The following is a 12,359-nucleotide window of genomic DNA, read 5'->3' as shown; positions in this document are numbered from 1 at the left end:
TTCTTTTAATCATAAAAGTAGATCTCTGAGTCGCAAATATTTTAAAAAGGTACTTCATCATCATCATTAGAATCATTTATGCTACTCCCAAAAGCTTCATCTGCACTAGGAAGATTACCTGTTTTAAAAGGTTCTTCTTCCCCACCATCATTCATCTTAGAATGAAATTCGAAAGGAGTACTAAAGTCATCTAAGTTATCAAATTTACCTAAGTGACCAATAAATTTTAACCTAATATTTTCTAAACCACCATTACGGTGTTTTGCAACAATGAACTCTCCTTGCCCTTGAGTAGGTGATCTTTCTTCATCATCCCACTCATCAATTTTGTAATATTCTGGTCTAAAAATAAAAGCAACAATATCTGCATCCTGTTCTATTGCTCCAGATTCACGCAGGTCACTAAGTAGTGGTCGTTTGCTCCCTCCACGAGTTTCTACTGCACGTGATAGCTGAGATAAGGCTATTACGGGAATATTTAATTCTTTTGCCAAAGCTTTCAAGTTACGAGAAATTGTAGAAATCTCTTGTTCCCTGTTTCCATTCTTACCGCTTCCTCCAGCTGTCATTAGTTGAAGGTAGTCAATTACAATCATTCTAATACCATGTTGCGATGCCAGACGTCGCGCCTTAGCTCTAAGATCAAAAATTGATAAAGAAGGCGTATCATCAATAAACAAAGGAGCCTTTTCTAAATCTTTGACTTTTACGTTAAGTTGCTCCCACTCATGTTTTTCTAATTTACCCGTACGTAGTTTTTCTGAAGAAAGTCCTGTTTCTGAAGAGATCAAACGTGTAATCAATTGTACTGAAGACATCTCTAAAGAGAAAAAAGCTACAGGAATATTACTTCCTACGGCCATATTTCTAGCCATCGATAAGGTTAAAGCGGTTTTACCCATACCTGGACGAGCAGCTACAATAATTAAATCACTTGGTTGCCAACCCGAAGTTAATTTATCAAGCTTATCGAATCCAGAAGGAACTCCACTCATTCCTTCTTTGTTTGATATCTCTTGTATTTTTTTCTTTGCTTGTATTACAAGATTTTGAGCACTTTCTGTAGATCGTTTTATGTTTCCTTGTGTGACTTCATATAATCTGGATTCTGCCATATCCAAAAGATCAAAAACGTCTGTAGTTTCATCATATGATTCTTCTATAATCTCATTTGAAATTTTAATCAAACTACGTTGAATATATTTCTGGAGAATAATACGAGCATGAAACTCTATATGGGCAGAAGATGCTACTTTTTGAGTTAATTGTATTAAATAATAGTCTCCTCCTGCCAGTTCTAGCTTTGAGTCTTTTTTTAATTGGGTAGAAACCGTTAATAAGTCGATTGGCTCAGAGTTTTCGAAGAGTTTAAATATAGCCTCGAATATATATTGATGCGCTTCTCGATAAAAAACATCTGGATTAAGAATATCAATAATTTCATCAACCCCTTTTTTATCAATCATCATTGCTCCAAGCACAACTTCCTCTAAATCAACTGCTTGAGGAGGTATTTTTCCTTTCTCCAGCGATATTACGTTCCCCCGACCGTAATTTATTTGCTGAGCTTGCTGTACTTTTTCCATGACTACGAATGTAAAAAAATTGTAAAGAGATGTACCTACATATAAAGATACGAATGTTCACCGGTCTTCAACAAAAGAACTGTTAATAAGTTTATATTATTGTTAATAAGCATAAAAAAATCTGAAGCTTACAACTTCAGATTTATGTAGTAAGTGATTCTTTAAGGGTTAATCTTTAAAGACTCCCATATTCGCATATTTTTCCATACGATTTTCAACCAATACTTCTGGTGATAAGTTTTTTAATTCTTCAAAAGATGATAGAATTTTATCTCGTACTGTTTTGAAGGTAGTTTCCCGATCGCTATGAGCTCCTCCTAATGGTTCTTTAACGATTTCATCCACCACTTTCAGTTTAACACTATCTTTTGCAGTAAGTTTTAGTGCTTCTGCAGCTTGTTCTTTTTGGTCCCAGCTTCTCCATAAAATAGAAGAACAATTTTCTGGTGAAATAACAGAATACCATGCATTCTCAAGCATTAGTACTTTATCACCTACTCCTATTCCTAATGCTCCTCCACTTGCTCCTTCACCAATAATAATTACAATTACGGGAACTTTAAGCCTAGTCATTTCTAATATATTGCGAGCAATAGCTTCTCCTTGTCCACGTTCTTCTGCTTCTAATCCAGGATAAGCTCCTGGTGTGTCAATAAAACTAACTACAGGGATATTAAATTTCTCTGCACTTTTCATTAAACGGAGTGCCTTGCGATATCCTTCTGGATTTGCCATTCCAAAATTACGATACTGTCTTGTTTTTGTATTATAGCCTTTTTGCTGACCAATAAACATAAAACTTTGGTTTCCTATTTTTCCTAAACCTCCAATCATCGCTTTATCATCACGAACAGTTCGATCTCCATGCAGTTCTAAGAAAGATTCTCCACAAATTGCATCGATATAATCCAAGGTATAAGGTCTAGAAGGATGTCTAGATAATTGAACCCTTTGCCATGGAGTAAGGTTCTTATATATTTCTTTTTTGGTTTCTTTCAGTTTTTTTTCAATCTGCTTACAGGTGTCTGTTACATCAACTTCACTCTCTTCACCTATGGCGCAAGCCTTCTCGAATTGTTCTTCAAGCTCTTTAATGGGGAGTTCAAATTCTAAATATTCCATAACTAAGAATATAATTTATATTAACTAGGGTTAGCGGACAAATATAAAAACTTTACTTCGTAATGTTACCTAAAGTTGTCTGTCTTTTTCTTTTTTTAGCATTTTTGAATATTCCATTCAAAACAACTGTAGACAAAATAATGATTGCTCCGTAGTAAAACTGGGGGTTCATCTTTTCTGTTTCACCAAAAATTAAAAATGCTAATAGTATACCATAAACAGGTTCTAAGTTGATTGTTAACATTACCGTATAAGGACTTAAATACTTCATTACCTTCACAGAACCTATAAAAGCATATGCTGTACAAACAGATGCCAGTATCAACATATACACCCAATCAGAAGTAGATAGTTGAAAAAAAGAAACTGTAAAACCTTCTGTAGATGTTCCAAAAATTGTTAATCCCAATAAATAAAGTGTAATTACCCCTACACCACTTAATAACTCATAAAAAGAAATCATTGAAGGATTATATTGTTGGGCTATTTTTCCATTCATTAAAGAAAAAACAGAAGATAAAAATGCGGAACACAATGCATATATGATTCCTAAAAGATAATCCCCTTCTACTTGAAAAATAATATACAAACCTGTAATTACAAGTACTCCAAAAAGTACTTCATACCAAATCACTTTTCTCTTATAAAAGATTGGCTCTAGGATTGATGTAAAGAACGCACCTGTAGATAGCATTGCTAAAGTAATAGAAACATTAGAAACCTTGATTGCTGCAAAAAAGGTAATCCAGTGTAACGCAATAACAATACCAGCAAAAAAAAGGATAAAAAACAATTTCCTTGAGATGGTTAACGATATTTTCTTAAAGTAGATGTACCCAAGAATAAATCCAGATGCTAATAACATTCTATACCAAACTAGTGGCAATGCTTCAATTGATAATAACTCGCCAAGTATTGCGGTAAATCCCCAAACAAATACTATAAAATGTAAATGCAGATAATTTTTAAATTTAGCGTTTGGCATTGTATAATAAATATATAGCTAAAATTCCGAAGGATATATTGGGAAACCAGACCGCTACAATAGGTGGAAAATCAGACTGATTAGCAAGGGTCCCCAAAACTTTATCAAAAAATATAAAAACAAAAGCCAAAGAAATACCTACAGCAAGGTTCACCCCCATACCTCCTCTTCTTTTCATAGATGAAACTGCTACTCCAATAATGGTTAGGATAAATGCTGATATCGGCAAACTCCATCTTTTATATGCAACTACCTTATATCTATTAATGTCAGAAGATCCTCTTTTACTTTCTTTCTCTATAAACTTACTAAGTTCTGCATAATTAAGAGTTTCAGCGACGTAAGAGACGGATGTAAATTCATCAATATTAAAAGGTAAGACTGTATCTTTTGTCTTACCTTTCTCGATAATATCTCTATCTTTTAAAACTCTTCGTTTTACATAATTTTGTAATTCATAAATACTGTCTTTAAATGTAATTTTTTTGGCAGATATCTTTGTTGTTAATGTATTACCGCTAAAATATTCTATAGTAAAGTTAGTCGCAGATTTATCTAAAGGTTTAAAATTATTGGCATATAGAAAGACACTATCATTAAGTTGACGATATATGTTCTTAGTATCCTGTACTTTTCGTCCTTTCTTAAGATAAGAATATTTAAATTCATTAAACCCTTTACTAGCTCTTGGTGCTAGAAATAATCCCATAACCAATGCACCTAGACAAATGAGAACAGCTCCAATCATATAAGGGCGAAGAAACCTCCAGAAAGAAACCCCTGAACTCAAAAAAGCAATAATTTCGGTTTTATTTGCCAGCTTAGATGTAAACCAAATTACAGATAGAAATACAAAAAGTGGAAATAATAAATTGGCAAAATAGACCGTAAAATCAAGATAATACCCAACTATAGCATTAAAAGGAACACTATGTTCTAGCATGTTATCTATTTTTTCAGAAAGATCTACTATAATTCCTATCGGAATAAACAACAGAATCATTGTAAAAAATGTACCTAAATACCTTTTAAGTATGTACCAATCTAATATCTTCAATCTATAATCTTTTATCCATTTGTTTAACCATCATATTTTTCCAGGAATTAAAATCCCCAGCTAATATATGTTTTCTTGCCTCTCTAACCAACCATAAATAAAAGCCTAAATTATGTATGGTTGCAATCTGTTTCCCTAACAATTCATTTACAGAGAATAGATGTCTTAGATAAGCTTTTGAATACTCTGTGTCTACAAAGGTGATTCCCATCTCATCAATTGCAGAAAAATCATCTTCCCATTTTTTATTTTTTATGTTAATAGTACCATGTGCCGTAAATAACATTCCATTTCGCGCATTACGCGTAGGCATAACGCAATCAAACATATCTACCCCCAAAGCAATATTTTCTAATATGTTAATAGGCGTACCCACTCCCATAAGATACCTTGGTTTATCTTCTGGTAAAATATTAGTGACAACCTCTGTCATTGCATACATTTCTTCAGCTGGTTCTCCTACAGATAATCCTCCTATTGCATTACCCACAGCTCCTGCATTTGCAATATACTCTGCAGATTGTTCTCTTAGATCTTTATATGTACTTCCTTGCACAATCGGAAAAAAAGCTTGATCATACCCATACTTAACCGGAATTTTTTCTAAATGTTGCATACAACGATCCAACCACCTATGAGTCATATGCATACTTCTTTTTGCATATCTATAGTCACAAGGGTACGGAGTACACTCATCGAAAGCCATAATAATATCTGCTCCAATTGTACGCTGAATCTCCATTACATTTTCTGGAGTAAAAACATGATAAGAGCCATCTATATGCGATTTAAACTTTACGCCTTCTTCTTTTATCTTACGATTAGCTGACAAAGAATACACCTGATATCCACCACTATCTGTAAGAATATTTCTATCCCAATTCATGAACTTATGCAGTCCTCCTGCTTTTTCCAAAATTGGTGTTTGAGGTCTTAAATATAAATGATATGTATTTCCCAATATAATATCAGGGTTAATATCATTTTTCAACTCTCTTTGGTGTACTCCTTTTACAGTAGCTACAGTACCAACCGGCATAAAAATTGGAGTTTCGATAATACCGTGATCTGTGGTTATTTTTCCTGCTCTCGCTTTACTTTGAGAGTCTTTGGACAAAAGGTCAAATTGCATAATTCCTATTTGGTAGAGCGCAAAGATAACTAACTAAAATCACTTTGATAAACTTAGGTTTTCGAAAACTTTTCGTTATTAACAATAGTTTCTTAATTAAAAGCGCTGTATACATTTTGTCACCGTATACAAAACCTGTATTTTTGGGCTTTTATTATCAAGAAATCAGCATTATAATGCCAAAAACAAAACAATTAGAGGATTTTGCAACACAGGTTCGCAGAGACATTTTAAGACAAGTACACAAAGTCAATTCTGGTCATCCAGGTGGTTCTTTAGGTTGTACAGAATTTTTTGTCGCCCTTTTTCAAGAGGTTTTAGAACGAAAAGACGATTTTGACATGGATGGTATAGGTGAAGATATTTTCTTCCTATCTAATGGTCATATTTCACCTGTGTACTACAGCGTATTGGCAAGAAGCGGATACTTTCCTGTAGAAGAACTTAACACTTTCAGGCTAATCAACAGCAGATTACAAGGACACCCTACTACACATGAGGGACTTCCTGGTATCAGAATTGCTTCTGGATCATTAGGACAGGGAATGTCTGTCGCTCTGGGAGCAGCACAAGCCAAGAAACTAAACAATGATCCTCATCTTGTATATAGCCTTCATGGTGATGGAGAGCTTCAAGAAGGTCAAAATTGGGAAGCTATTATGTATGCCGCTGGAAAAAAAGTAGATAATATTATTGCTACTATTGATCTTAATGGTCAGCAAATTGATGGGTCTACCGATGATGTACTTGCTATGGGAAGTCTAAAAGGTAAATTTGAAGCTTTTGGATGGGACGTTTTGGAAGTAAAAGATGGTAATAATATCAACGCTGTAATTGAAGGACTTCAGGAAGCTAAGAGCAGAACAGGAAAAGGGAAACCAGTTTGTGTATTATTACACACTGTAATGGGTAATGGAGTTGATTTTATGATGCATACTCATGCATGGCATGGTAAAGCTCCTAATGACGAGCAACTAGCAATTGGATTAGAGCAAAACCCTGAAACATTAGGTGACTATTAAATTACCCAAATTAAAAACAAAATGAAAAAATATATAGATACAGGAAAAAAGGATACACGTTCTGGTTTTGGAGCCGGTTTGGAAGAATTGGGAAAAACTAATGAAAATGTAGTAGCCTTATGTGCTGATTTGATTGGTTCTTTAAAAATGGATGCTTTTATTGCAAATCATCCTGAACGTTTTTTCCAGATAGGTATTGCTGAAGCAAATATGATGGGAATTGCAGCCGGATTAACCATAGGAGGTAAAATTCCTTTTACAGGAACATTTGCAAATTTTTCGACTGGTCGCGTTTATGATCAAATACGTCAATCTATCGCATATAGTGGCAAAAATGTAAAGATTTGTGCTTCTCATGCTGGATTAACTTTAGGAGAAGATGGTGCTACACACCAAATCCTTGAAGATATAGGTCTTATGAAAATGCTTCCTGGGATGACTGTAATCAACACATGTGATTATAACCAAACAAAAGCAGCTACAATTGCCATAGCGGATCATCAAGGTCCTGTTTACTTGCGTTTTGGTAGACCAAAAGTAGCTAATTTTACTGCGGAAGATCAAAAATTCGAAATCGGAAAAGCCGTTCTATTACAAGAAGGTACTGATGTTACTATTGTGGCGACTGGTCACTTGGTTTGGGAAGCATTACAAGCCGCTGAATCATTATCAGAACAAGGAATAAGTGCAGAAGTTATTAATATACACACGATAAAACCATTAGATGACGAAGCAATCTTAAATTCTGTAAAGAAAACAGGTTGTGTTGTTACTGCAGAAGAACATAATTTCTTGGGAGGTTTAGGAGAAAGTGTTTCTAGAGTTCTAACTAAAAATCATCCTACTCCACAAGAATTCATTGCTACTAATGATACTTTTGGAGAAAGTGGAACACCTGCACAACTTATGGAAAAATATGGTTTAAACGCTGAAGCCATCGTTAAAGCTTCTCAAAAAGCAATACAAAGAAAATAATACTTATAAAATAAAGCATATTTAAGAAAACCTTCTGATTTATTTCAGAAGGTTTTTTGTTTTTAGAAAGAATAAAAAGGTATTCTAATCGTTTTATAAACACTAGCCATTACACCAAAATCACTCAAATTATTTATTAATCTTTAAAGTAAAATTATTTTACAATGAAAAATGTATTTGTATTTTTTTTGTTATTTATCTCTTGCTCTCTTTTTGCTCAGGAGAAAAAAATAACTTTTGGAGTAAAGGCTGGTCTTAATTATGGAGACAATGGTAAAATCGAAGTTGCAGATGTAACCAGTGTTCGGGCAGACGATCGAGTCGGCTACCATCTAGGTGTATTTTTGAGAGGAAAATTAACTGACAATATTTATCTTAAACCAGAATTACAATACACTGTAAACAATAGTACATATACTAATGTTGGAGGAACCGATCTTGATTATAATATCAAAAAACTAGACTTGCCTATTCTTCTGGGAATTTCTGTTTTAGGGCCTATACATGTCTTTGGAGGACCTTCTTTGCAATATATAGTAGAAAACGATCTGGAAGACGTAAGGCTTGGTGATGTCAAAAACGAGTTTACCGTTGGCCTACAATTTGGAGCCGGTTTACAATTAGGGAGTTTTAATGCAGACATTAGATATGAGAGAGGGTTAAGTAAAAACCGAGCAGAATCTATAGATGATGGAATTAGAGTAGATTCTAGACCTAATCAATTTATAATAGGCGTCTCTCTGGATTTATAATAGCCAACAAAAAAACTCCGGTACATATACCGGAGTTTTTTTGTTAATTATTTTTCACATCTCTATCATCAGGGTCGAGATGATTACTCACTCCATCCCCATCATCATCATAAAATGTAATTTCATCTATTGTTATAATACCATCAGCATTACTATCCGTAACTGTAATTTCATCTCTGGTTAGTGTACCATCCCCATCATCATCAGTATCAAGATAATTTGGAGATACATCTCCATCGGTATTATCATCTGCAACTATACGATCACCATCAAGATCTTCAAGATCAGAAGGAATTCCGTCTCTATCATGATCGGCTTGATTTACTTTATATAGTTGTATATTAAAGATCAAAGGTGAGTATGATGGGATTCCAGGCTGAGAAGTATTAAAATACCCAAGTCCCGAAGGAATAAATATCACCATATGTCCAAAACCGATTGCTGATACTGTACCATCAGAATTCTCAACAAAATTTTCACTAAGAGTCCCCTTAAAATCTACTACAGCTTCCTTCCAACCCTCTATTAAATTAACCTGATTAAACCATACTGGTGTAACCGCACTATCGAATCCATTATCATCATCAAATAACAATTCACCCTTATAGGTTACCAAAGTAGAATCTGCAAAACTGGGTTGTTGCGGTCCTTCTCCTCTATTTAAATTTAGAATATAAAGATTATATTCTACATCATTACTAGTGATTTTCTTGGTAGTCAAAAGGTCAGAATCAAAAATTGCCGGCTCTCCACTATTAGCTCCTTCGATAGTATCTAATTTGACAATTTGATATTCTGGAGTAGTATCTCCATTTATAAACACATCTTCAACTTTATAAAAATGAGTTTTTAAATACTCCTGAAGCATTGCATCATCAGTAACTTGTTGCTCTGCTCTATCTCTAGCAGGAACAGCTGCTGCTGCTTCATCGTCATCATCACTTTTACAAGCATATAAAGATACCACAACCAACATAATGGCAAAAATATATTTTCTTACATTCATCTAATTACTTTTTTGAAGGCGCAAGATACGATTTTCTTGTACTTTTGCTTTACAATTATTTAATATAAAAACGCATTTTAATATTTTTTTATGCGAGTTGACAAATATTTATGGTGTATCAGATACTTTAAAACAAGAAGTATCGCAACAAAAGCATGTAAAGAAGGTAAAGTTAGGGTAAATGACACCCTTATTAAACCTTCCAGAGAAATTTATCCAATGGATAAAATTACCGTTCGCAAAAATCAAATCAACTATGAACTTGTTGTATTAGATACACCTGATAATCGAATTGGAGCAAAGCTCGTCGATATATACCGTAAAGACACCACTCCTAAGGAAGCGTTGCAAAAATTAGACCTTTTAAAGTATTCTAAAGATTATTATCGAAAAAAAGGGACTGGAAGGCCTACAAAAAAAGATAGACGAGATATCGATGATTGGTATACTGATGGCACGAATACTGCGAGTGAAGAAGAAGAATAGTTTAGGTAAAAGTTTCTAAAATTCGCAAAACCGTTAGAATTTGATAGATTGCATCAAGGTTAACAAACTCTTTTTTATATTTGAAAATCTTTAATCGTCTACCTGTTATTCTATAATAGTGACTAATGAATCTAAGTATGCAAACAGACCACAATATAATCCTTACGCACGAGCAAATACAACATAAAATAAAACGAATTGCATATCAAATCTACGAAACTAATGTAGACGAAAAAGAAATCATAATTGCCGGAATTGCAGAAAACGGATACGTTTTTGCACAGAGATTAAAAGAGACATTAGAAGATATTTCAAACATCCAGGTTACGTTATGCACAGTCACAATGGATAAAAAATCTCCTCAAAATACTGTAAAGACATCGTTAAACTCTTCTGAATATAAAAACAAGTCTTTAATTCTTGCTGATGATGTTCTTAATTCGGGAACAGCTCTTATCTATGGTGTAAAACACTTTTTAGATGTTCCTTTAATTAGGTTTAAAACCGCGGTTTTAGTAAACAGAAATCACAAGAAATATCCTATCAAGGCAGATTTTAAAGGTATTTCTTTATCCACTTCATTACATGAGCATGTCATAGTACAATTTGGAGGAGAAGATCGTGCATATCTAAAATAACGCAGAAATACTTTCTTCACTTATTTGATTTGCATCTTTTTGATCTGTAACCACCTTATAATCGGCTTGATTATAGTAGAAGGATCTTTCGAAAAGATGTTTACGAACAAAATCTTTAAGTTCATCGATCGTTGTGATATGAGCAATTAGCGGTCTTTTATTCCGTTCTGCAAATAATCTTTTTGTCAGTTCATCCAATGATGTTTGTAAGTAAATACTTTTTGTATTTTCATTTTCTTTCACAATTTCAAGATTTCCCGCAAAACAAGGTGTACCTCCGCCAAGTGAAATTACACTATCAGTATGCTTATCTAAGACCTCTTTTAGGTATAATGATTCCTTTTTTCTGAAATATATCTCGCCGTGATCTTCAAAAATTTTTGAAATTGTTTTTTTTTCTTGATTTTCTATATATTCATCCAAATCAAGATATTCTAATTTCATTTTTTTTGCCAAGTCTCTGCCTACCAAGGATTTTCCGCTCCCCATATACCCAATTAAAACTATACTCATATCATAAAAATTAAGTTGATATTGCTCAAAAGAAATATCATTTAAAATAAAATGCAAATTTATATCAATTTCTTCTTGAAAAATAAATTAATGATAGTATATTTGCACCCGCATTCAAGGAAAAAGAATGTATGACCTGGTAGCTCAGTTGGTAGAGCATCTCCCTTTTAAGGAGAGGGTCCTGGGTTCGAGCCCCAGCCCGGTCACTAAGAAATAGATACTAATTATTTTATATATAGTATTATCTATTTAGTTCTTAAAATATTTTGATAAATAAATTATCTATGACCTGGTAGCTCAGTTGGTAGAGCATCTCCCTTTTAAGGAGAGGGTCCTGGGTTCGAGCCCCAGCCCGGTCACTAAAAAGTATCGTAGTTTCTACGATACTTTTTTAGTTTTATGTTATATTGTAGTGTTAATTTATTGCCCAGGTGCTGGAATTGGTAGACAGGCATGGTTGAGGGCCATGTGTCCATTAGGGCGTGCGGGTTCGACTCCCGCTCTGGGCACTATTTCAAAAATGAACTATAATTAATAGCTAAAACGGAGTAGTAAGAATATCTTGAAATAGAAATAAGTAGCTAGCTCTTCTTTGACCACCTAGAACCTCTTCTTTCAAATTCTAAAGTATTAAATTTAATATATCGGGTTAATCTAAAAGCTTCTAGAAAAATATATTCGAGAGCATTTTTTTCTTTTGGCTGTTGCCAACCATTTAATTTAAAGACCCCATCATCAATGACTAATATATTTTTACGATGGTCAACAATTTTCAAATAGCCTTTTTTCATTGCTTCTCGCACGTACTCTACTATTAAATTTTCATCAATCTTCATTAGCCGTTGAGTTTAAATAAAATTTTAAAAACTTTATTGAATTTTAAAAAATAGAGACTAATATATATAAAATCTTCAATTTTTAATTGCAAATATCTACAAATCTATCAATTCGGTTAAATTCAGACTACTATAATCAATTTTAAACTTATCAAAATTTATTACTTTTTACAATCACAATTCGGTTTTTTCAAATAGATAGTAATTGTATCCTTTATGCTAAAACTCTGGAATCAAAACTCGCGTATA

At 33.5% G+C, this 12,359-nt stretch carries 13 protein-coding genes and 3 tRNA genes; 8 read left to right on the top strand and 8 right to left on the bottom strand.

All coding sequences use genetic code 11. The annotated features are described in order from the left end of the window. Positions 1-41 precede the first annotated feature (41 nt). From dnaB to tgt, 5 genes are all read right to left on the bottom strand, one after another. Positions 42-1,586, bottom strand: coding sequence for a replicative DNA helicase (dnaB, locus tag DK442_RS22210; protein WP_109438110.1), 1,545 nt, complete (start codon positions 1,584-1,586; stop codon positions 42-44). Positions 1,587-1,754: 168 nt separating this feature from the next. Continuing rightward, positions 1,755-2,708, bottom strand: coding sequence for an acetyl-CoA carboxylase carboxyltransferase subunit alpha (locus DK442_RS22205; protein ID WP_109438109.1), 954 nt, complete (start codon positions 2,706-2,708; stop codon positions 1,755-1,757). 52 nt (positions 2,709-2,760) lie between these two features. Next, the gene (locus tag DK442_RS22200; RefSeq protein WP_109438108.1) at positions 2,761-3,693 is read right to left on the bottom strand and encodes a DMT family transporter; all 933 of its coding nucleotides are present in this window, start codon (positions 3,691-3,693) and stop codon (positions 2,761-2,763) included. After that, the gene (locus tag DK442_RS22195; protein ID WP_109438107.1) at positions 3,680-4,750 is read right to left on the bottom strand and encodes an LptF/LptG family permease; all 1,071 of its coding nucleotides are present in this window, start codon (positions 4,748-4,750) and stop codon (positions 3,680-3,682) included. Before DK442_RS22195 ends, DK442_RS22200 begins: the two co-directional genes overlap by 14 nt. Position 4,751: 1 nt before the next feature. Beyond that, positions 4,752-5,882: a tRNA guanosine(34) transglycosylase Tgt gene (gene tgt, locus DK442_RS22190; protein WP_109438106.1), complete on the bottom strand. Its 1,131-nt coding sequence runs from the start codon at positions 5,880-5,882 to the stop codon at positions 4,752-4,754. A gap of 176 nt (positions 5,883-6,058) precedes the next feature. On the opposite strand from tgt, the gene DK442_RS22185 reads away from it, so the two are divergent. The 3 genes from DK442_RS22185 to DK442_RS22175 all read left to right on the top strand — a co-directional run bounded on the left by DK442_RS22185 (position 6,059) and on the right by DK442_RS22175 (position 8,631). Continuing rightward, the gene (locus DK442_RS22185) at positions 6,059-6,904 is read left to right on the top strand and encodes a transketolase (RefSeq protein ID WP_109438105.1); all 846 of its coding nucleotides are present in this window, start codon (positions 6,059-6,061) and stop codon (positions 6,902-6,904) included. Between the two features lie 21 nt (positions 6,905-6,925). Then, positions 6,926-7,879 carry a transketolase family protein gene (locus DK442_RS22180; protein WP_109438104.1) on the top strand — a complete coding sequence of 318 codons (954 nt, stop codon included), beginning with the start codon at positions 6,926-6,928 and terminating at the stop codon, positions 7,877-7,879. Positions 7,880-8,043: 164 nt separating this feature from the next. Then, on the top strand, positions 8,044-8,631 hold the full coding sequence (locus DK442_RS22175; RefSeq protein WP_109438103.1) for a porin family protein: 588 nt from the start codon (positions 8,044-8,046) through the stop codon (positions 8,629-8,631). A 43-nt stretch (positions 8,632-8,674) separates the two neighbouring features. On the opposite strand, the gene DK442_RS22170 is transcribed toward DK442_RS22175, so the two are convergent. Further along, the gene (locus DK442_RS22170; RefSeq protein WP_109438102.1) at positions 8,675-9,637 is read right to left on the bottom strand and encodes an FKBP-type peptidyl-prolyl cis-trans isomerase; all 963 of its coding nucleotides are present in this window, start codon (positions 9,635-9,637) and stop codon (positions 8,675-8,677) included. Between the two features lie 90 nt (positions 9,638-9,727). Here DK442_RS22170 and DK442_RS22165 point away from each other — a divergent pair, with 90 nt between their 5' ends. Beyond that, complete coding sequence (locus DK442_RS22165) at positions 9,728-10,123, top strand: RNA-binding S4 domain-containing protein (RefSeq protein ID WP_109438101.1); 396 nt, start codon at positions 9,728-9,730, stop codon at positions 10,121-10,123. Positions 10,124-10,260: 137 nt separating this feature from the next. After that, the gene (locus tag DK442_RS22160) at positions 10,261-10,761 is read left to right on the top strand and encodes a phosphoribosyltransferase family protein (RefSeq protein ID WP_109438269.1); all 501 of its coding nucleotides are present in this window, start codon (positions 10,261-10,263) and stop codon (positions 10,759-10,761) included. On the opposite strand, the gene DK442_RS22155 is transcribed toward DK442_RS22160, so the two are convergent. Continuing rightward, positions 10,753-11,274: a shikimate kinase gene (locus DK442_RS22155; RefSeq protein ID WP_109438268.1), complete on the bottom strand. Its 522-nt coding sequence runs from the start codon at positions 11,272-11,274 to the stop codon at positions 10,753-10,755. The genes DK442_RS22160 and DK442_RS22155 overlap by 9 nt on opposite strands. Before the next feature lie 133 nt (positions 11,275-11,407). Between DK442_RS22155 and DK442_RS22150 the strand changes: the two genes are divergently transcribed. The 3 genes from DK442_RS22150 (at position 11,408) to DK442_RS22140 (ending at position 11,783) form a co-directional block, all read left to right on the top strand. After that, positions 11,408-11,480: transfer RNA gene (locus DK442_RS22150), tRNA-Lys, on the top strand. Between the two features lie 80 nt (positions 11,481-11,560). Further along, a tRNA-Lys gene (locus DK442_RS22145) sits at positions 11,561-11,633 on the top strand. 66 nt (positions 11,634-11,699) lie between these two features. After that, positions 11,700-11,783 (top strand) — tRNA-Leu (locus tag DK442_RS22140). A gap of 72 nt (positions 11,784-11,855) precedes the next feature. On the opposite strand, the gene DK442_RS22135 is transcribed toward DK442_RS22140, so the two are convergent. Beyond that, entirely contained in the window at positions 11,856-12,110 is a 255-nt protein-coding gene (locus DK442_RS22135) for a hypothetical protein (RefSeq protein ID WP_109438100.1), read from the bottom strand. Positions 12,111-12,359: the final 249 nt, after the last annotated feature.

It is taken from the genome of Aquimarina sp. AU119 (genome assembly GCF_900312735.1).
Lineage (GTDB): Bacteria > Bacteroidota > Bacteroidia > Flavobacteriales > Flavobacteriaceae > Aquimarina > Aquimarina algiphila.
Note: the sequence above shows the minus strand (reverse complement) of the source record. Positions and strands in the feature narration are given on the sequence as shown.

What these genes read in the sequence shown, in the direction of transcription:
- DK442_RS22200 (WP_109438108.1), bottom strand. Translation starts at nt 3,693, where the DNA reads ATGCCAAACGCTAAATTTAAAAATTATCTGCATTTACATTTTATAGTA.
- DK442_RS22185 (WP_109438105.1), top strand. Translation starts at nt 6,059, where the DNA reads ATGCCAAAAACAAAACAATTAGAGGATTTTGCAACACAGGTTCGCAGA.
- DK442_RS22180 (WP_109438104.1), top strand. Translation starts at nt 6,926, where the DNA reads ATGAAAAAATATATAGATACAGGAAAAAAGGATACACGTTCTGGTTTT.
- dnaB (WP_109438110.1), bottom strand. Translation starts at nt 1,586, where the DNA reads ATGGAAAAAGTACAGCAAGCTCAGCAAATAAATTACGGTCGGGGGAAC.
- DK442_RS22165 (WP_109438101.1), top strand. Translation starts at nt 9,728, where the DNA reads ATGCGAGTTGACAAATATTTATGGTGTATCAGATACTTTAAAACAAGA.
- DK442_RS22155 (WP_109438268.1), bottom strand. Translation starts at nt 11,274, where the DNA reads ATGAGTATAGTTTTAATTGGGTATATGGGGAGCGGAAAATCCTTGGTA.
- DK442_RS22170 (WP_109438102.1), bottom strand. Translation starts at nt 9,637, where the DNA reads ATGAATGTAAGAAAATATATTTTTGCCATTATGTTGGTTGTGGTATCT.
- DK442_RS22135 (WP_109438100.1), bottom strand. Translation starts at nt 12,110, where the DNA reads ATGAAGATTGATGAAAATTTAATAGTAGAGTACGTGCGAGAAGCAATG.
- DK442_RS22175 (WP_109438103.1), top strand. Translation starts at nt 8,044, where the DNA reads ATGAAAAATGTATTTGTATTTTTTTTGTTATTTATCTCTTGCTCTCTT.
- DK442_RS22160 (WP_109438269.1), top strand. Translation starts at nt 10,261, where the DNA reads ATGCAAACAGACCACAATATAATCCTTACGCACGAGCAAATACAACAT.
- tgt (WP_109438106.1), bottom strand. Translation starts at nt 5,882, where the DNA reads ATGCAATTTGACCTTTTGTCCAAAGACTCTCAAAGTAAAGCGAGAGCA.
- DK442_RS22205 (WP_109438109.1), bottom strand. Translation starts at nt 2,708, where the DNA reads ATGGAATATTTAGAATTTGAACTCCCCATTAAAGAGCTTGAAGAACAA.